Annotated in this window: 20 protein-coding genes and 1 pseudogene; 15 read left to right on the top strand and 6 right to left on the bottom strand. The window is 38.7% G+C overall.

Annotated elements, in window-relative coordinates; translation table 11 throughout:
- Nucleotides 1-111 precede the first annotated feature (111 nt).
- Nucleotides 112-1,032 (top strand): iron-hydroxamate ABC transporter substrate-binding protein, encoded by a 921-nt coding sequence (locus MOC86_RS10125; protein ID WP_268584059.1) that lies wholly within the window; start codon nt 112-114, stop codon nt 1,030-1,032.
- A 74-nt stretch (nt 1,033-1,106) separates the two neighbouring features.
- Here MOC86_RS10125 and MOC86_RS10120 read toward each other — a convergent pair.
- Nucleotides 1,107-1,616: pseudogene (locus MOC86_RS10120) on the bottom strand (DoxX family membrane protein).
- A 455-nt stretch (nt 1,617-2,071) separates the two neighbouring features.
- On the opposite strand from MOC86_RS10120, the gene MOC86_RS10115 reads away from it, so the two are divergent.
- The 10 genes from MOC86_RS10115 (at nt 2,072) to MOC86_RS10070 (ending at nt 9,953) form a co-directional block, all read left to right on the top strand.
- On the top strand, nt 2,072-2,296 hold the full coding sequence (locus tag MOC86_RS10115) for a hypothetical protein (RefSeq protein ID WP_268584058.1): 225 nt from the start codon (nt 2,072-2,074) through the stop codon (nt 2,294-2,296).
- 90 nt (nt 2,297-2,386) lie between these two features.
- Nucleotides 2,387-2,695, top strand: a complete 309-nt coding sequence (locus MOC86_RS10110; protein WP_268584057.1) for a hypothetical protein — start codon at nt 2,387-2,389, stop codon at nt 2,693-2,695.
- Nucleotides 2,692-3,159 carry a VOC family protein gene (locus MOC86_RS10105; RefSeq protein ID WP_268584056.1) on the top strand — a complete coding sequence of 156 codons (468 nt, stop codon included), beginning with the start codon at nt 2,692-2,694 and terminating at the stop codon, nt 3,157-3,159. The genes MOC86_RS10110 and MOC86_RS10105 overlap by 4 nt, the downstream gene beginning before the upstream one ends.
- Before the next feature lie 303 nt (nt 3,160-3,462).
- Nucleotides 3,463-4,425, top strand: coding sequence for a cytochrome aa3 quinol oxidase subunit II (qoxA, locus tag MOC86_RS10100; RefSeq protein ID WP_268584054.1), 963 nt, complete (start codon nt 3,463-3,465; stop codon nt 4,423-4,425).
- Nucleotides 4,426-4,439: 14 nt separating this feature from the next.
- Entirely contained in the window at nt 4,440-6,416 is a 1,977-nt protein-coding gene (gene qoxB / locus MOC86_RS10095) for a cytochrome aa3 quinol oxidase subunit I (protein ID WP_419146624.1), read from the top strand.
- A gap of 4 nt (nt 6,417-6,420) precedes the next feature.
- Nucleotides 6,421-7,035: a cytochrome aa3 quinol oxidase subunit III gene (gene qoxC / locus MOC86_RS10090; protein ID WP_268584052.1), complete on the top strand. Its 615-nt coding sequence runs from the start codon at nt 6,421-6,423 to the stop codon at nt 7,033-7,035.
- Nucleotides 7,035-7,337 carry a cytochrome aa3 quinol oxidase subunit IV gene (qoxD, locus tag MOC86_RS10085; RefSeq protein ID WP_268584050.1) on the top strand — a complete coding sequence of 101 codons (303 nt, stop codon included), beginning with the start codon at nt 7,035-7,037 and terminating at the stop codon, nt 7,335-7,337. Before qoxC ends, qoxD begins: the two co-directional genes overlap by 1 nt.
- Nucleotides 7,338-7,395: 58 nt before the next feature.
- Entirely contained in the window at nt 7,396-7,845 is a 450-nt protein-coding gene (locus MOC86_RS10080; RefSeq protein ID WP_268584049.1) for a Fur family transcriptional regulator, read from the top strand.
- A 452-nt stretch (nt 7,846-8,297) separates the two neighbouring features.
- The gene (locus MOC86_RS10075) at nt 8,298-9,614 is read left to right on the top strand and encodes an MFS transporter (protein WP_419146623.1); all 1,317 of its coding nucleotides are present in this window, start codon (nt 8,298-8,300) and stop codon (nt 9,612-9,614) included.
- A gap of 129 nt (nt 9,615-9,743) precedes the next feature.
- Complete coding sequence (locus MOC86_RS10070) at nt 9,744-9,953, top strand: hypothetical protein (RefSeq protein ID WP_243518380.1); 210 nt, start codon at nt 9,744-9,746, stop codon at nt 9,951-9,953.
- A gap of 37 nt (nt 9,954-9,990) precedes the next feature.
- Here the strand turns inward: MOC86_RS10070 and dctP are convergent, their stop codons facing one another.
- The 3 genes from dctP to MOC86_RS10055 all read right to left on the bottom strand — a co-directional run bounded on the left by dctP (nt 9,991) and on the right by MOC86_RS10055 (nt 13,850).
- On the bottom strand, nt 9,991-11,268 hold the full coding sequence (gene dctP / locus MOC86_RS10065) for a C4-dicarboxylate transporter DctP (protein WP_268584048.1): 1,278 nt from the start codon (nt 11,266-11,268) through the stop codon (nt 9,991-9,993).
- 290 nt (nt 11,269-11,558) lie between these two features.
- On the bottom strand, nt 11,559-12,257 hold the full coding sequence (locus MOC86_RS10060) for a response regulator (RefSeq protein ID WP_268584047.1): 699 nt from the start codon (nt 12,255-12,257) through the stop codon (nt 11,559-11,561).
- Nucleotides 12,258-12,272: 15 nt separating this feature from the next.
- On the bottom strand, nt 12,273-13,850 hold the full coding sequence (locus MOC86_RS10055; RefSeq protein WP_268584046.1) for an ATP-binding protein: 1,578 nt from the start codon (nt 13,848-13,850) through the stop codon (nt 12,273-12,275).
- A 98-nt stretch (nt 13,851-13,948) separates the two neighbouring features.
- On the opposite strand from MOC86_RS10055, the gene MOC86_RS10050 reads away from it, so the two are divergent.
- The 3 genes from MOC86_RS10050 to hfq all read left to right on the top strand — a co-directional run bounded on the left by MOC86_RS10050 (nt 13,949) and on the right by hfq (nt 16,347).
- Nucleotides 13,949-15,004: a DctP family TRAP transporter solute-binding subunit gene (locus tag MOC86_RS10050; RefSeq protein WP_268584045.1), complete on the top strand. Its 1,056-nt coding sequence runs from the start codon at nt 13,949-13,951 to the stop codon at nt 15,002-15,004.
- Nucleotides 15,005-15,139: 135 nt separating this feature from the next.
- Nucleotides 15,140-16,072 (top strand): tRNA (adenosine(37)-N6)-dimethylallyltransferase MiaA, encoded by a 933-nt coding sequence (gene miaA / locus MOC86_RS10045; RefSeq protein WP_268584104.1) that lies wholly within the window; start codon nt 15,140-15,142, stop codon nt 16,070-16,072.
- Nucleotides 16,073-16,122: 50 nt separating this feature from the next.
- Nucleotides 16,123-16,347 carry an RNA chaperone Hfq gene (hfq, locus tag MOC86_RS10040; protein WP_019391929.1) on the top strand — a complete coding sequence of 75 codons (225 nt, stop codon included), beginning with the start codon at nt 16,123-16,125 and terminating at the stop codon, nt 16,345-16,347.
- A 70-nt stretch (nt 16,348-16,417) separates the two neighbouring features.
- Here hfq and MOC86_RS10035 read toward each other — a convergent pair whose 3' ends face one another.
- Nucleotides 16,418-16,591 (bottom strand): Fur-regulated basic protein FbpA, encoded by a 174-nt coding sequence (locus MOC86_RS10035; RefSeq protein WP_328122211.1) that lies wholly within the window; start codon nt 16,589-16,591, stop codon nt 16,418-16,420.
- A gap of 180 nt (nt 16,592-16,771) precedes the next feature.
- Here MOC86_RS10035 and spoVK point away from each other — a divergent pair, with 180 nt between their 5' ends.
- Nucleotides 16,772-17,731 carry a stage V sporulation protein K gene (gene spoVK / locus MOC86_RS10030; RefSeq protein ID WP_268584044.1) on the top strand — a complete coding sequence of 320 codons (960 nt, stop codon included), beginning with the start codon at nt 16,772-16,774 and terminating at the stop codon, nt 17,729-17,731.
- 14 nt (nt 17,732-17,745) lie between these two features.
- Here spoVK and MOC86_RS10025 read toward each other — a convergent pair whose 3' ends face one another.
- Entirely contained in the window at nt 17,746-18,366 is a 621-nt protein-coding gene (locus MOC86_RS10025) for a trimeric intracellular cation channel family protein (RefSeq protein ID WP_243518390.1), read from the bottom strand.
- Nucleotides 18,367-18,405 lie beyond the last annotated feature (39 nt).

Genomic DNA, 18,405 nt, shown 5'->3' with positions numbered 1-18,405 from the left:
ATAAAAAAGAATATATTGACAGGATTTTAAAAGAATAATATGATTTACCTTAATGAAATTGATTATCATTACCATTTAATTTAATCTATTATACTGGAAGGGGAAACAAGCATGAAGAAACTACTTTTACCTGTCATGCTTATTATGATTCTTATAATAAGTGCTTGTGGCAATAAATCGGCGGAACAGGCGTCAGGAGAACAGGGTAAGGATGAAAAGCAAGAAACAATCACATATCAGTCAGAAAATGGGCCTATAAAAGTGCCTGCACATCCTAAACGAGTGGTCGTGTTAGGGAGTTATGTAGGAGATTTACTTTCACTAGATGTCAATATAGTAGGGGTAGAGGAATGGGCTAAAAAAAGTCCTCTATTCGAAAAAGAATTAAAAGATGTGCCTGTTGTATCTGATGAAGATATTGAGAAGATTATGGAGCTAGAGCCTGATCTAATTATAGGGGCAGATACAAATAAAAACTTAAACAAGCTTAAGAAAATCGCGCCAACGGTTACCTATACATATGGTAAAGTTGATTATCTAACACAACATTTAGAAATTGGTAAGCTTGTAAACAAAGAAAAAGAAGCACAAAGCTGGATTGACGACTTTAAAGACCGTGCTAAAGCTACAGGCGAAGAGATTAAGAAAAAGCTTGGTGATGATGTTACGGTTACTGTTCTAGAAAGCTACAATAAAGAAATCGGGATATTCGGGGATAACTGGGGAAGAGGAACAGAAGTCCTTTATCAAGCACTGAACTTAAAGATGCCGGATAAAGTGAAGAAAATGACAGACAAACAAGGTTACTATATGCTTTCTACTGAACTTCTGCCTCAATATGTTGGAGACTATTTAATAATTAGTAAATATAAAGATCAAGATAACTCTTATCAAGATACATCGCTTTATAAAGAAATTCCGGCTGTGAAAAATAATCGCGTGTTTGAAGCTGATGCAAACGCGTTTATGTTCAATGATCCTATTACATTAGATTATCAACTGAACTTTTTTAAAGAACACTTTCTAAAATAAGAGAAAAAGCAGAGCGAGATACTATCATATTGCTCTGCTTTTTCACCTTTTCTAGCGCTCTCGTACTCTAAAAACTAAGCAATGTCTTGCATGCTTTTTACTTTATTCGTCGCTAGCCTATCCTTAATGAGAGGAATAATTACACCATCTACACCATATCTTCCCGCATTTGTAGCGGAAATTAAAATGAAAATTGATAAAAGAACAAGCTGCGGATTTGTGCCTGTAGCACCGCTAAACATATAAGAGAAGTTCATCGCCATTCCAAAAAATACGGCTGTCTTTGTAAAGCAGCCAAGCAATAAACCCAATCCTACTAACAGTTCACCCCATGGAACAAGAACGTTAAACATCTCGATATTCGGAAGAGCAACATGTTCGAGGAACGTTCCCCATCATGCTTGAACAGCCGCCTGTTCTCCAGTTGTTTTAGCCAATGCACCTTGTAAAAATCCAGATGTATCAAACTGTCCCCCTGTAATTTTGCCGAGCCCAGCCATAAACCACGTGTATCCGATATATACACGCAACAACCCTAAAGGAATAGCAATACTTTTATGCAGTCTTAAAAACTCAATCATCATACGTTTCCTCCTAATCAAAAGTGAATAAAAATATAATAGCACAATTGAGAATGATTTTCGTTTTCGTTTATGCAACAAATATGTAAAATTGGTAATAAATAATTCGATAATAGTACAAAAGGTGGTTTCTATATTTATGGATAAGAGGAAGATATCCTATTATCCATAAATCCTAGTCATATACAGAAGGGGCGGGGGCAAAAATACAGGTGTCATTTTGCTTGGGATTCATGCTTTAAGGAAAAGAACGGCTATACATTTTGTCATGAAAGTGGTGCTGGAGATTAAACAAGTCTTATCGTGTAATAAACCCATTGGCATCCTATTGAAATGAATAAGTATTTGGTATAAAGAGGTTAGCTATCAGTTGGCTCGTCTATTATGTAAGAAAAAGTCTCTTTGTTGATTTAAGAACGTTTGTTCGGTATAATTGAAACATAAGGAGTTGAACGATTATGCTGCGATTATTACAACAAAGTTTAGAGCTAAAGAAACCGCTTGAGATTATTTATATGGCGGATAACGGCTCAATTACACAGCGCTCCATCATTGTATATGAGATAAATAAAACAAAAGTAAAAGCTTGGTGTTTGCTTCGCCATGAAAAGCGGACATTTAAAATAGATAATATTCTTTCCTGTGCGTTCAAGGAAAGAAAAAGATATGGATTAGCACGATAAGCCTCTAGTTTTGCTGGAGGTCTTTTTTTGAGCTTTTTAAAAGTAATAATTTTCAATTTATGTTAACATATTGAAAAAGTGAGGTGCTTTATGATAGCTGAATTTGAAACAATCACGCTCTTTCGTCCCCTGTTGATTTTCCTCATCGTTACGCTAGTTGGAGTGCTCTTTTTTCTTATTGTGATTAAGCATTATCGGCGTGTTATCGGCTTTTTAGTTGCCGTTTTTTCCGTTCTCTCTATTACAATATCCGCTCTTTTTTTGTATAGAATGGGCGTATTAGCTGATGAACTAAACGGGGCAGGAGATCCTTTCTCTTTTTTTCTTTTCTTAATCATCGCTGTGCTAAGTATGGCTAATCTTGCTGTCTATTTTATAAAAGGGAGGAGTTTTGAATGATTAAAGGATTGTATGAAGCACATTTACCTGTTTCAAATCTTGAAAAATCGATTGAGTTTTATCAAAAACTAGACTTAGAGATTGCTTTTCGTGAAGAGAAACTAGCTTTCTTTTGGATTAAAAAAGGAGAAAGCTGGCTGGGACTTTGGGAAACCGAGCAAGTTCATATTCCGTATCATGCTTCTGTTCGCCACATTGCTCTTCACATTGAGCAGGAAGATATGGATTCCGCTAAAGATTGGCTGAAAGAGAGGAGAATCCAAGTAAGAACGGCGTTTGGATTTGGGGAGGACAGACAGCCGCTCGTTTTACCAAATAGTCCGCAAGCACATGCTGCTCTTTATTTTAGTGACCCTGATGGAAATTCCATTGAGTTGATTTCACCACTAAGTCATAACGTTAAAGAGAACTTTAAAATGATGAGTTTAAAAGAATGGAAGGAAACCAAAAAGATGCCTTTTTAAGAGGCATCTTTTTTGATGGAAAAGGCTTAGTTTTTTTAGTTTATAAAGTAAAAGATAAATTAAATTTATAGTTCATTTTATAGGTGTTTTTAAGAGCGGAGATGAAAATAATATCCCCCCCTAGAGGGATTTAAATGGGGGTTAAATCCAGAGTTGTTACTGATTTATGAATGAAGTTTGTCGAATTATTGAAAAGTGAAAAAAGCCCTTTTAATCGCTATCACTTACTTTAATTTTCTTATACAATTTGGTGGAATCTGAGATTGTTTCATTCGAGACATAAGAAAGGAAGGTGAAATTTCCATGTTCAAAAATCGTAAAGCATGGTTGATTGTAATAAGTAGTTTAATCTCACTCGTTATTATTACTGTACTTGGAGTTCGCAGTGATCTTATCGTGTTAGATCCTAAGGGACCGGTTGGGGAGATTCAAAAAGATCTTATTATCTTTTCCCTTTATTTTATGCTTGCTATTGTTGTCATCATTTTTGCTGTATTTACGTTTGTGATTATAAAGTATCGTAATCGAAAAAACTTCAATGACCGCGATTATGATCCAAATTTGCACGGCAGCACAAAACTTGAAATCATTTGGACCCTTATCCCCCTTTTAATTGTAATTGCCCTTTCTGTTCCAAATGCGAAAGCTCTTTATGACTTAAAAGAAGCACCGAAATCTTCAGCTGATAAAGAGCCGATTGTTATTCATGCAACGGCCGTTGACTGGAAATGGATTTTTAGCTATCCAGAACAAGAAATCGAAACAGTTAACTATGTGAACGTGCCTGAGGATCATCCAATTTTATTCAAAATTACAGCAGCAGACTCTATGGCTTCTTTTTGGGTTCCTCAAATAGGTGGGCAAATATATGGAATGCCTGGAATGGTGAATGAGCTTTACTTACAGGCAGATGAAGTTGGAACATATGAAGGTCGAAACTCGAACTTTACAGGAGAGGGAATGGCTCATCAGCAGTTCGACTTTGTAGCGCTGAATGAAGAAGAGTATAGCAGTTGGGTAGAGGAGACAAAAGAAACGGCTCCAAAGCTAACTGAGGAAACGTATAAGAAGCTCATGCTTCCTGATACAGCAGAGCAAACCACTTTTTCATCAACACATTTAGATTTCGTTGATCATGGTCTTAACTCAACATATGCGTTAAAAGTAAGAGCAGATCATGGACTTATTGAAGAACCAATAGATGAAGATGAAGAAGGTTCACAAGAACATGAGCATTCGAACCATGGATCGCACGCTCATCACTAGGAAAGGAGGAACATATGATGTTTGATTTTATTAAAGAGCACTTAATTCTTGATGATCCGCTCATTCTTGGAGCGAACATTTCGATTGCGCTTACTACAATTGGAATTTTATTTGTTCTTACATACTTTAAAAAATGGAAGTGGCTTTGGACAGAATGGATCACAACTGTAGATCATAAACGAATCGGAATTATGTACATTTTAGCCGCTTTACTTATGCTTTTCCGCGGCGGAGTTGACGCTTTATTAATGAGAGCACAGCTTACGGTTCCAAACAATGATTTTTTATCATCTCACCACTACAACGAGATTTTTACAACTCATGGAACCATTATGATTTTATTTATGGCCATGCCTTTTTTACTTGGGCTAATGAACTTTGCGGTCCCACTACAAATTGGGGCAAGAGATGTTGCCTTTCCGTTTCTGAATAACTTAAGCTTCTGGTCTTTCTTTAGCGGAGCTATATTGTTTAACATTTCCTTTGTTTTTGGAGGTTCTCCTGATGCAGGATGGACAAACTATGCGCCATTAGCCATCGAAGGAAGCCCAGGACCTGGTATTAACTATTATTTACTCGGTCTGCAAGTTTCAGGAATTGGTACGCTGTTAACAGGGATTAACTTTGTTGTCACAATCATTAAAATGCGTGCGCCTGGTATGACGCTACTTCGCATGCCGATGTTTACATGGACAACGCTGATTACGTCATTTATTATCGTGTTTGCGTTCCCGATTTTAACGGTTACGCTTGCATTGATGACGTTTGATCGCCTGTTTGGTACGCACTTTTTCACCTTAACAGACGGCGGAAATCCGATGCTTTGGTCAAACATGTTCTGGATGTGGGGACATCCTGAAGTATACATTGTTGTGTTGCCTGCATTTGGGATTTTTTCAGAGATTATTGCAACGTTCGCGCGTAAAACGCTCTTTGGATATAAAACGATGATTGTCTCGCTTGTAGTCATCTCGTTTTTAAGCTTTATTGTATGGGTGCATCACTTCTTCACAATGGGAGGAAGCGCAGCTGTTAACAATATTTTCTCGATTACAACGATGGCCATTGCGATTCCAACCGGAATTAAGCTGTTTAACTGGCTTGGAACGCTATATAAAAGTAAGATCGAGTTTACAACACCAATGCTTTGGTCACTTGCGTTTATTCCAACGTTTGTAATCGGAGGAGTAACAGGGGTTATGCTTGGCATGGCAGCAGCGGATTTTCAGTATCATAACTCATACTTCCTTGTTGCACATTTCCATTACACATTAATTGCAGGTGTTGCCTTTGCTTGTTTTGCTGGTCTAATTTACTGGTATCCGAAAATGGTTGGCTACAAAATGAACGAAAGAATTGGAAAATGGGCGTTTTGGTTGTTTACAATTGGCTTTAACGTATGTTTCCTTCCACAATTCATTCTAGGGTTTGATGGCATGCCGCGCCGTGTGTATACGTACGCTCCTGAAGATGGTTGGACGGGTCTAAACGTTGCATCAACCGTTGGTGCTGCTGCAATGGGACTTGGATTCGTTGTGTTTGTATACAACATCTATTACAGTCACCGCTATGCGATTAGAGAAACAGAAGGAGACGTATGGGACGGAAGAACGCTTGAGTGGGCAACAACAACGTCTATTCCGCCTCACTACAACTTTGCGAAGATCCCTCATGTCCAAAATATTGATACGTTCTGGGATATGAAGCAAAGAGCGAAAAAGCAAACAAAGAGAGAGCAAAAAGAAGAAGGAAACTATGAGCCTATTCATATGCCAAGCAATACAGGAACAGCTCCTGTTATGTGTGCATTTTTCTTTGTCGCTGGTTTTGCTCTTGTTTTTGAACTATGGTGGATGGCGATATTAGGCGCAGTGGGAATACTCGGTTGTATGCTCGTTCGCTCAGTTCGTTCCTTTGAAGAAGATAAAGGCTACTATGTAAGTGTTGAAGAAATTACGGAAGCGGAACAGCCGTTCCATAAGGAAGGGTGAGAAAATGGCACAGGTTAGTAACGCTGGGGAAGAAAACGTTCCTTTAGAATATAAATCGGGAATTGGGAGATTAAATATATTTGGATTTTGGATCTTTTTAGGAGCAGAAGTTGCGCTTTTTGCTACGATTTTTTCCGCCTATTTTGTGTTAGAAGGTAGAACAGCAGGAGGACCTCTTCCTAGCGACCTTTTTGATCTTAATAATACAATCGCGATGACGCTTATTCTATTAACAAGCAGTTTCACATGTGGATTGGCGATTCATGAGATGCGTAAAGGAAATAGGAAGGGAATGCTCCTTTGGCTCCTTGTAACACTTCTGTTTGGTGGGGGATTTTTATACATGGAAGTGATGGAGTTTATCCATCTTGTTCATGAAGGCGCGACAATTGGGACAAATGCCTACTGGTCTTCCTTTTATGTTTTAACAGGAACGCACGGGCTTCACGTAACGCTTGGAATTGGGTGGATGATTCTGATCATCGCTGAAGTGATGAAGCGAGGGCTAACACCGCATACAGCGAAAAAAGTATTTGTTTCAAGCTTATACTGGCATTTCCTAGACTTTGTATGGATTTTCGTTTTCTCAAGCGTTTATCTATTAGGGATGGTGAAATAATGGAACAAAAAACAGAAAAACATAGTCACTTTCCGTGGTCACATGTAGTAGGTTTTCTATTATCGATTGCGCTAACGTTTCTAGCCGTTTGGGTTGGGTTGTACACAAATTTATCAGTCCAAACAATTGTTGCACTCGTGTTCCTGCTTGCGTTTATTCAAGCAGCCATTCAATTGTTTATGTTTATGCATATTTCAGAAGGAGAGCACAAGCTTTGGCAAATTGGGAAAATGATTGCCTCAGGTCTCATTGCCATTATTATTGTAGTTGGAAGTGTGTGGGTCTTAACGTCTATGCACTAAAACTAGAAAGGGAGGCAAGTAGGGATCTCCTTACTTGCCCCTCTAAAAAAAGGAGATGATGAAGAAAATGAACGGAGAACTGAATTTTTATAAAAACAAGCTAAAGGACAAAGGAGTCAAACTAACGCCTCAGCGAGCAGCCATTATTAGGCATTTGTTGCAGACAAAACTGCCGATAACAGCAGAGCGTCTTTTTCAAAATATGGCGGTAAAGTTTCCAAATGTGACGAAAAAAACGATTAATACAAATTTAGCTCTTTTAAAGGACGTTAACGTTGTAAGGGAAATTAAAGAAGATGCTGGCCAGTCCCGCTATGAGATTGTAACAAGGCAATTGTATCGCTATGGAATATCTTGTATAAGGTGCGGCATTACCCTTGATTTTAGCAGCAAAGAAGAAGAAATGTTTGCGAAATGTGCTGACATGTTTGCCGGTTTTACACCATTAAACCTTAGCCTTACAATTGAAGGGCTTTGTGCTGACTGTGAACAGCATAAAGTAATCTAGTATAGTTTATATCTATTTCTCATCAGAAGGAGGAGAGAAGCTTTCGTTAAGCTAAATGAAAATACAATAGTTACGGTATGTAAAAGGAATAAGAAACAAAAAGCTATTGAACAACGCCTCTTTTGTAAAAAACAATCCACACGTTATCCTCTCTCATATTTTCCATAGAACAAACACTTGTTTATACGTTATCCCCATAATTGGAGGAGGTAGTCTAAAGAACTAGATGACTTATAACAAATAGGTCTATATGTTCTAAATTGAAACTTAAATATTCATTTTGGAATATTTAAGCTATAATACATATATTAGGGTTTTTTTCAGCTATTGGCTGTTGAGGCATATGTTCTCAGCAGTTTTTTGCGTTGAGCATTGTAAAAGTAATGAGAATCAAAAGGGGAATGAAGGGGAGAAATTCGAATATATTATAAAAAATCGAAAGAGGTAGAAGTATGCTACAAGAAGAAAAAAAGCGAAGTGAAATGATGCCCAAAAGCAACTTCAAGCTTTTTATGATGCTGCCGATTTTGTCATGGGCGCTTTACGATTTTGCAAACACGATTTTCTCTTCCAATATTACAACCATTTTCTTTCCATTTTATCTGCAGGAAGTTGTCGGAGACAGTGAACGAATGAACCAGATTGCAAGTACGTTTATTTCTTATGCAAACGCCTTTTCTAGTTTTTTTCTTGTCATTTTTGCCCCGCTTTTTGGAGTGCTTATTGACAGAACGGGCAAAAAGAAAAAGTATGTGACGGCATTTACGCTTGTTTCCGTCTTTTTTACGCTGATGATGGGGTTTTTAGCCATGGGGGATGAAGGTGGAACAGTTGGGGGACTGCCGCTTTCATTAATTCTTGTGATCATTTGTTTTGTGATTGCTAAATTCTTTTATAACTCAAGCCTTGTGTTTTACGATCCGATTTTAGCCGATATTAGTACAAAAGAAAACATGGCGGTTGTTTCCGGATTCGGGACCGCTGTTGGCTATATTGGTACACTCGTTGGCTTATCCATTTATCCATTTGTGAGCAGCGGGAATTATCATGAAGCATTTATTCCGACAGCGCTCTTATTTTTATTGTTTTCTCTTCCCTTTATCTTTTTTACAAAAGAAAAAGAAGTGGAGAAAAAGGTAGAAAAGGCTTCATTTTGGAGTGGGTACCGTGATATTATCGTAACACTTAAAGAAATGAAAAGTTATAAAGCCATTTTTTATTTTATGATTGCGTACTTCTTTTTGAATGATGCAATTGCGACTGCTGTTGCGATGATGTCCGTTTACTCAACCGCAATTGTTGGTTTTGGAGCAGGGGAATTTATTTTACTTTATCTTGTTTCAACAGTTGCTAGTATTATCGGCTCATTTGTCTTCGGATTTATTTGCAAAAAATGGGGAGCATGGAAGTCCATTGTAGCGGTTGGTATCATTTTAATAGTGGCTCTATCCTTTGCAGTTGTCGCAACAAATTCTGCACTATTTTGGGTGGCAGGAAGCCTTTTTGGGGTGTCACTTGGTTCACTATGGGTAACAACGCGCACGTTTATTATTGAACTCACGCCTCAAGAGAAACGCGGTCAGTTTTTTGGTCTTTTCGCTTTTTCAGGAAAAGTATCGTCTGTTGTTGGTCCATTTTTATATGGAACAATTACGCTCCTATTAGCGGATTACGGAAACTTAGCAAGCCGAGTTGCGCTTGGTTCTCTTATTATTCTTGTGCTCTTTGGCTTATTTTTTCACCAATTTGTTCGTAAATATAGAGCTTGAAAAACTAAATTTTTTTGTTTATAAGAAAATTGAAATAATCTTTACAAAAACTTAACGTGTAAATCCCTTGTTCATTTAGAGGATTTAGCATATGATGATATACAATCTCATATAATTGGGGGGAAAAGTATGTTTAAAAAGTTTTTGAAAAATATGATGGGAAGCGACCGTCGCTATTCAAGCAGCGATCGTCGTCACCGTAGACCAAGTCGACGTTATTCAAGCAGTGATCGCTACAGAGGACGTTCGTACTCAAGCAGTGATTATAAAAGAGGACATTCAAAATATGGCCATCGCCATTATAAAGGTCGCTACCGTAGCGGAAGCTATAGCAGCTGAAAAATCCCCGTCGCTTTTAAGAGCAACGGGGATTTTTTTAGCTTGCTGGCTTAATTTTATTGCCGATTTCTTTAATGGCTTCAACGTTTTTCTCACGATCAAACTCATTCTCACTTTTCGCTACGACAATTGTTGCAATTCCGTTTCCGATTAAGTTTACAATTGCGCGTCCTTCACTCATAAAGCGGTCAACGCCTAGAAGAAGAGCAAGACCTTCAAGTGGAATAACTTGCAGTGCTGCAAGCGTTGAGGCCAACACGATAAATCCACTTCCTGTTACTCCTGCAGCGCCTTTTGATGTTAGCATAAGAATAAGGATAATCATAAGCTGTTGACCAATCGTTAAGTCAACGCCAAACACTTGCGCTAAAAAGACAACGGCCATTGAAAGATAAATCGACGTTCCATCAAGGTTAAAAGAATATCCTGTTGGAATAACAAGACCAACAACAGACTTTGAACAGCCATAGCGCTCCATTTTGTTCATCATACGAGGAAGAACAGATTCAGAAGAGCTTGTACCAAGTACAATTAAAATTTCGTCTTTAATGAAGCGCAAGTAATTCCATAAGCTAAAGCCGTACATTTTACAAATGATATTAAGAACAACAAAGATAAATAAGAACATTGTAATATAAACAGAGAGCATAAGCTTTGCAAGCGGTAGAAGGGATGTTAATCCGAAATGCCCGATCGTATAACCAATAGCTCCAAACGCTCCAATTGGGGCAGCGCGCATCACATAACCAATAATTTTAAAGAATACGAGTGAAAGTTTATCTAATGAGTCAATAATGCCTTTTCCTTTATCCCCAATTGCGGCTAAACCTACTCCGAATAGAATAGAGAAGAAGAGAACTTGTAAAATATCACCTTTTGCAAATGCATCAACCATATTAGAAGGAACAATATGAGTCACAAATTCAATCCAGTCGATGCCTTTTGCTTCTCCACTTTCTGTTGTGTATGCCGAAACGTCTCCTTTATCAAGTGAATCATAATCAAGACCTGCTCCAGGCTTTACAAGGTTTACTACAACGAGTCCAATTACAAGTGCGAGCGTTGTGACAACTTCAAAATAAATGAATGCTTTTCCGCCAACTTTTCCAACTTTCTTCATATCGCCCATTTTTGCGATACCAAGTACAATCGTTAAAAAGATAATGGGAGCAATAACCATTTTAACAGCATTAATGAACGTGTCGCCGAGCGGCTTTAGTTCTTTTCCGATGTTTGGCCAAATAAGCCCAACAAGCACCCCCAGCGCGATGGCTGTTAGCACTTGAAACGTTAAATTTTTAAAAAGTCTCTTCATCGTATTTCATCCCCTTTGTCCCCTTAATCAACAACTCTATAAATAAATGATATCGCTTTCAAATATTTTTGAACATTTTATGAACTTATCGGACATTTTGGTCTTTTTGGTCTCAACCTTTTCTTTTAAAACTTAAAAAAGCAAAACGCTCTTTTTTTCGAATGATCGAAGAATGAATAACAGAAGGAAATCTCCCGAAAGATTGTCGAGAAATAGACTAACAGAAATGGCTTTGAGGTAAATAAAAAGAGCCTCAGCATGCTGAAGCTCTTTTCTTACAGGTCCGTCTTCTAGTAATGATTTTCATCGTAAAGGTAGCGGTTAATAGGGCGACCAACGCCTCCGTACTGAATATCAATTTTAACGGCTTTTGTTTTTTCTAAATAATCTAAGTAGCGTCGAGCTGTTACCCGGGCAATACCGACACCATTGGCAACTTCTTCAGCTGAGTGCGGCTCCCTTTGTTCTTTTAAGTAATCGACAATAACAGTGAGCGTAAATTCATTAAGTCCTTTTGGCAAAAGGGAAGAGAAGTTTTCCTTTTTCGATGATGAATATAAAATAGAATCAAGCTGCTCTTGTGATAACGTGCTTTCCGTGTTTATTCGCTTTTGATAGTTTCGATATTTTTCAAGCGCTTGCTGAAGGCGTTCAAACGTGAATGGCTTCATAATATAATCAATGGCTCCGTTTTGGAGCACTTTTTTGATCGTTTCGCCATCTTTTGCAGCAGAAACAACGATAATATCTGTTGTGAAATTTTCGTTTCGCAGTTTTTGCAGTGTTGCCACACCGTTTAGCTTTGGCATAAAAATGTCAAGAAGGGCAAGCTCTGGATCCAGTTCCTTTAGCTTTTCTAATCCTTCCTCACCATTGCTTGCTGTTCCAACGACTGTAAATCCTTGCACTTTATTAATAAATGTTTTATTGAGTTCTTGTACCATTGGATCATCTTCAATAATAAGAACTGAAACGTCATTTTTAGTCATTGCTGTTCCTCCATCCTAGAGTGGAAAGGTAATTAAAAAGGTTGTACCATAGCCAACATCTGAAGTAACGGTAATCTCTCCGTCCCCTTTATCAACAACTTGTTTTACAAGGTATAAGCCAATGCCTTGACCGCTTTCTTTTCCTTTTGTAAAAAGTCGGTCAAAAAGAAGCGGCACATCATGATCTTCAATGCCAATTCCATTATCCTCAACAAGAATCGCGCATACTCCTTCTGATTCATCAATGCTCACGTCAATTCGCTTTTCGGTATGTGAGCTTTTTTCAAGGGCATCAAACGCGTTTTCAATCAAGTTGCCAAGCAGAATAACAAAATCGTGATAATCAAGGCCTGGGGGAAAGTCTGTAAGCGATGAGTTAGGATCAATCACAACGTCAATATCAAGCTCTTTGCCGCGGCTTACTTTGCTTAAGAGCAGCCCTGACACAGCAGGATGGTGAATATGCTCATTAAGAAAGTTTGTGAGCTTTTCTTGCTCTTTTGAAATTTGAAAAACAAACTGAAGAGCTTCTGCTGTACGTCCAAGCTGAATAAGGCCTGCAATGCTATGAAGCTTGTTCATATGCTCATGATTTTGTACACGCAGGGCATCGACGAAGTTTTTTACGCCTGTTAATTCTTCAGCAAGCGCGGCCACTTCTGTGCGATCTTGAAAAATTGCCACAGCTCCAATGCGCTCATCGTTTACTTTAATCGGAAAGCGATTGCTAAAAATCCGCTTGCCGCTCATTTGAATTTCCTGATTATGCACGTGACGATTTGAATAAAGAATCTCAGGAAGGTGAGTGTCTTTTAATACCGAACGAATCGGCTTTCCGACTACCTCGCCTTGGACATTAAAAATGGAGCGCGCTTTCTCGTTGAAAATCGTAATCTCTTCTTTATTGTCAATCGCAATTACCCCTTCATTCAACGCATGAAATGTGGCTGTTCGTTCTTCAAGAATGCGGACAATTTCATGTGGCTCAAGCTTGAACATTTGATTTTTAATATGTCGTGCAAGCATAAAAGAGCCAATGACGCCAAAGAGGAGCGTAATAAATAAAACAATGAAAATTTCTTTTTTCAAGTTCATCAAAATATCCCATGTGCTAGGGAGTGTTTTGCCAACAAGGACAACGCCAATTTGATTAAGCTCCTCATCTTTAATAGGAACAAAAGCTCTCAAGGACGTTCCTAATTCTCCGCGTGCTTTTGATAGATAAATATGTTCAGCAAATGCTGCGTCTTCATCTCGTCCCTTTGATACTTTCCCTAGCAACTCATTTGCCGGATGAGAGTAGCGGATATGCTCCATATTCATCACAACAATATAGTCTGCTCCGTTGATGATTCTAAGCCGTTCAATAATCGGATTCAGTTTCTTCCAGCCTTCTTTTTCCCGGAGCATTTCCTCAACATCTGTGAGCTCTGCGACTGTTCTCGCTGTGTTCATTGAACGCATCCCAATTTCCTGTTCTTTTGTTTGACCAACAATCCCGACTAAAAAAATCCCGGCAATTAAAAGTGAGAAAAGAACAATTGCGTATGATAGAGTTGTAATTTTCCAGCTTATTGATAGTTTTTTGAGCATGGCAGGATCCTCTCAAGTAGAAAATAAATATGTTTTATAAGCTAACTTATCCTATAATAATAGTATGAAAAAGCTTTAAAAAGAAAGGTAGGGATGATGTGAAAAAAACAATTCTTCTTATCCTTTTTTTATTTACTGGTATTGTAACCGCTATCGGATTTGGATTCCATCATCTTTTTCCTTTTAAGGAACTTCCTTATGATGATGATCAGAAAGGATTAAGGGATCAAGTCTTAATTAAGTTCAGTCACGTTGTTGCCGAAAATACGCCAAAAGGGCTCGCAGTAGACAGGTTTGCTAGACTTGTAGAAGAAAAGTCAGACGGTAAAATCAAAGTGGCTGTTTTTCCAAATGGAAGTCTTTATTCAGATATTGAAGAAGTCTCAGCATTAGAAGAAGGAAAAGTACAGATGATTGCACCCGCAACTTCAAAGCTCCAAATGCTGTCACCAAAATGGGGCGTACTTGACTTGCCGTTCATTTTTCCGAATGAGGAAGCCGTTCGACATGGACTTGAAGGACCCATTGGAAAAGAGCTGTTACAAACATTAGATGGAACAGATATTAAAGGGATTGCTCTATGGTCTAACGGTTTTAAGCAGCTTACAACAAATGAGAAAGTGATTAAAAAACCTGAAGATGTGAGCGGACAAAAATTTCGGATTATGCAAAGTCCTGTCTTAGATGCTCAGTTTACAATGCTTCGAGCAGACGGTATTCAGCACCAGTTCAACGATACCTATTCTTTGCTTAATAGGAAGGAAATTGATGGGGAAGAAAATACGGTGTCTAACATTTATTCAAAAGGATTTTATAATGTTCAGCAAAACATGACAATCACGAATCACGGCTATCTTGCTTATGCAGTAATGATTAATCGTTCATTTTGGGATGAACAAGATGAGGAAACGAAGAACATTATTTTAGAAGCCATGAAAGAAGCAACAGCGTGGAATGAGAAAGAGGCGCTTGAAAAAAACAAAGAGCAGCTTCAGTATATCCGCGAAAACTCGTCAATGAACATTCACACATTAACGAAAAAAGAGCGTAAAGAGTGGCTTGAAGCGCTATCTCCTCTTTATAAGAAATACGAAGAAGAATTCGGTCCATCACTCATGAAGGAAGCGATAAAGCTTAGAGACGGCAATTTTTAGTTCATAGGACCAAACGGCTCTTGAATATAGGGGAGCGTTCCGCGTAGAATACAAAATGAGACAAAAAACGTGAATATACGTATAAATCTTGTCATATTGGATATAAGGGTTGAAGAACAGAAAAGTGGTGAGAGTTTGACAGCGAAAGAAAAAGTGGTCGTAATTATCGGTCCAACGGCCGTTGGAAAAACCGAGCTAAGCATAAAGCTCGCAAAAAAGCTGAACGCTGAGATTATATCAGGAGACTCGATGCAAATTTACCGGGGCATGGATATTGGTACAGCGAAAATTACGGAAGCAGAGATGGATGGTGTCGTGCATCATCTTATTGACATTAAGGATCCAGATGAAAGTTTCTCTGTTGCCGAATTTCAAAAGCTTGTGCGCGAAAAAATGCACGATATTACAAGTAGAGGAAAGCTGCCGATGATTGTAGGCGGTACAGGGCTTTACATTCAAGCGGCACTTTACGACTACGAGTTTACAAAAGAAAAAGCAAACAGTGCGGTTCGCATGCGTCTAGAAGAGCGCCTAGGTCGCGTAGGAGCAGAAGTGCTTCACAGTGAGCTCCAAAAAGTGGATCCGCTAAGCGCAGAGCGCATTCATATGAATAACACAAGACGGGTCATCCGCGCACTTGAAGTATACGAAACAACAGGAACGCCGTTTAGTGAGCACGTTGACGAAGAAAAGCATGAGCTTCTTTATGATGCAGTCTTTATTGGGCTTACAATGGAGAGAGAGAAGCTATATGCGAGAATCAACGAGCGCGTTGATATTATGATGAGTAAGGGACTTTTAAAAGAGGTTTCAGATTTAATTGAAAGAGGAATTAATAAAGAGGCGCAGTCTGTTCAAGCAATCGGCTATAAAGAGCTGTACGATTTTGCGGAAGGGCGCACAAGTTTAGATGAAGCTGTTGAGCTCTTAAAGCGCAATTCAAGACGATATGCAAAACGTCAGCTCACATGGTTCCGCAATCGCTTACCTATTCAGTGGTTTGACATGACAGGTGCTCGTCCTTCTGAAAAGTTTGCTGAAATTTTTGCTTATATAGAAGGAAAATAGGATATAATCGAGAAATAGTTAGCTTATAGAGATAAAGAGGAGGCAATATCATGAAACAGTCAATCAACATTCAAGATCAGTTTTTGAATCAGCTTCGCAAAGACAACGTATTTGTAACAGTATTCCTACTAAACGGTTTTCAACTTCGCGGCCTTGTAAAAGGGTTCGATAATTTTACCGTTTTATTAGAAACAGAAGGCAAACAGCAGCTTATCTATAAGCATGCGATCTCGACGTTTGCGCCAAACAAACCTGTTTCAATGGAATTTGAATAAATACAAGGCGCTCATGCCTATGTTTTACATAAAAGAGGCAACCTCACCATGAGGTTGCCTCTTTTTCTATTTATGTGCGAGAGATTATTTTTTGGTTCGTTTGGTTGAGATACTCTTTTTCAAGTTCTTGAAGCGAAAACTCGTAAAGATGTTTTCCATACTTTTTATATAACCCAACGTTTAATAGTTTTGTGATCAGTTGATTTTTGCGGTCTTCTGCCGCTTTTTGTTTCACTTTGTTCATATTTGACATTCCTTTCACAACTTGAAAGCATTTTCTCTAAAAAGGTTATTCCCACATTAACAAATTTCTAAACAACCTTAGATTTTTAACATGGATTTTTTTCTTTTAACATAAAGTGAAAGAAAGAGAGGTTTTTTGAAGATGTGAGAATCAGCACAAGAAGTAAAGAGGTGAACGTTCTTGGAGAGACCAGTTACGCTAAAAAATAACGGTCAAATTAACATCGTTTTAAATAATGAAACGCAAAAAACACATGGAACTCAAACTTCCTCCTTTATCCCTGTTGTAAAGCAAGAGGTAAAACATGAAGCACTTCGCGATATCGAAAGAGAGATGGCAAAGCTTGTTGGTATGGACGAAATGAAGCGCATCGTGAAAGAAGTGTACGCATGGCTTTACGTGAGCAAAAGGCGCGAAGAAATCGGTTTGAAAGCTGAAAAACAGGCGCTTCATATGATGTTCAAAGGAAATCCAGGCACAGGGAAAACAACAGTTGCGAGACTTCTAGCCAAACTGTTTCTTGAAATGAAGGTGCTCTCAAAAGGGCATTTAATTGAAGCAGAGCGGGCAGATTTAGTTGGGGAATATATCGGACATACGGCGCAAAAGACGCGTGATCTCATAAAAAAAGCAATGGGCGGCATTTTATTTATTGATGAAGCTTATTCACTTGGCCGAGGCGGAGAGAAAGACTTTGGAAAAGAAGCCATCGACACGCTTGTAAAACATATGGAAGACAGACATCAAGAGTTTGTGCTGATCTTAGCGGGGTATTCCCGCGAGATGGATAACTTCTTAATGTTGAATCCAGGCTTAAAATCGAGATTTCCACTTGTTATTGATTTTAAAGATTATACAGTAAGTGAGCTTTTGCAAATTGCGGATAAAATGTTAAAAGAACGTCAATACGAGCTGACAAAAGAAGCGCTGTATAAACTTCGTCAGCATTTAAACGACGTAACAGGACAGTCAAGCCTTCAAACTTTCAGCAATGGACGCTATGTCAGGAATGTGATTGAGAAGTCGATTCGCTCGCAAGCCATGCGGCTCTTATCAACAAACAAGTTCGATCGTGAAGAATTGATGACGTTAAAGAGTATTGATTTAATTTTATCAGACGGAGAAAAGGTGTCGTTTTGAGACGACACCTTTTCTTACATTTCTGTTCCTCTTTCTTGGCGAAGTGATCTGAAAGGCAAGCGCCATTTATAAAAAAGAGAGCACATCCGAAGCCCAACAATTCCAACAAGAAGAACATAGAGGCTGATGGGCGTTGTTGCAATGTTAAGCCCGATGAAAAGCGCAGCCATCACAGCCCACACCGCATAAATCTCATCATGCAGTACAAGCGGCTTTCGTCTTGCAAGCAAGTCACGCACAAGTCCGCCACCACATCCTGTTAAAACAGCGGCTACGATAACCGCGCTAAGCGGATGGTTCATCTCTGTTGCATAAAGTGCGCCTTGAATGGCAAATGCGGCAAGCCCAATTGCGTCCGTTAAGTTTCCCCACTTGTGCCAGTGTTTTAATAAATGATTAGGAAATAAAAAGACCAGTGTAATCGAAATAAGCGCAATGTGGAAATACATGCTTTGATCCCAAAGCGTGGAAACCGGAACGCCGATTAGCACATTTCGGATGGCACCTCCACCAAATGCGGTAACAATCCCTAAAATATAAACGCCCAAAATATCATATTCTTCTTCCATGGCGATAATCGCGCCGCTGATTGCGAACGCAATTGTTCCAATGATGCTTAACACTTCCCACGTCACGCCAGACTCAACCCCCATAAATACGAAATCATTCAAATT

Origin of the sequence: Priestia endophytica, from assembly GCF_026790145.1 — a bacterium.
GTDB classification, from domain to species: Bacteria; Bacillota; Bacilli; order Bacillales; family Bacillaceae_H; genus Bacillus_I; species Bacillus_I endophytica_A.
This window is presented reverse-complemented; position numbering and strand designations above follow the sequence as displayed.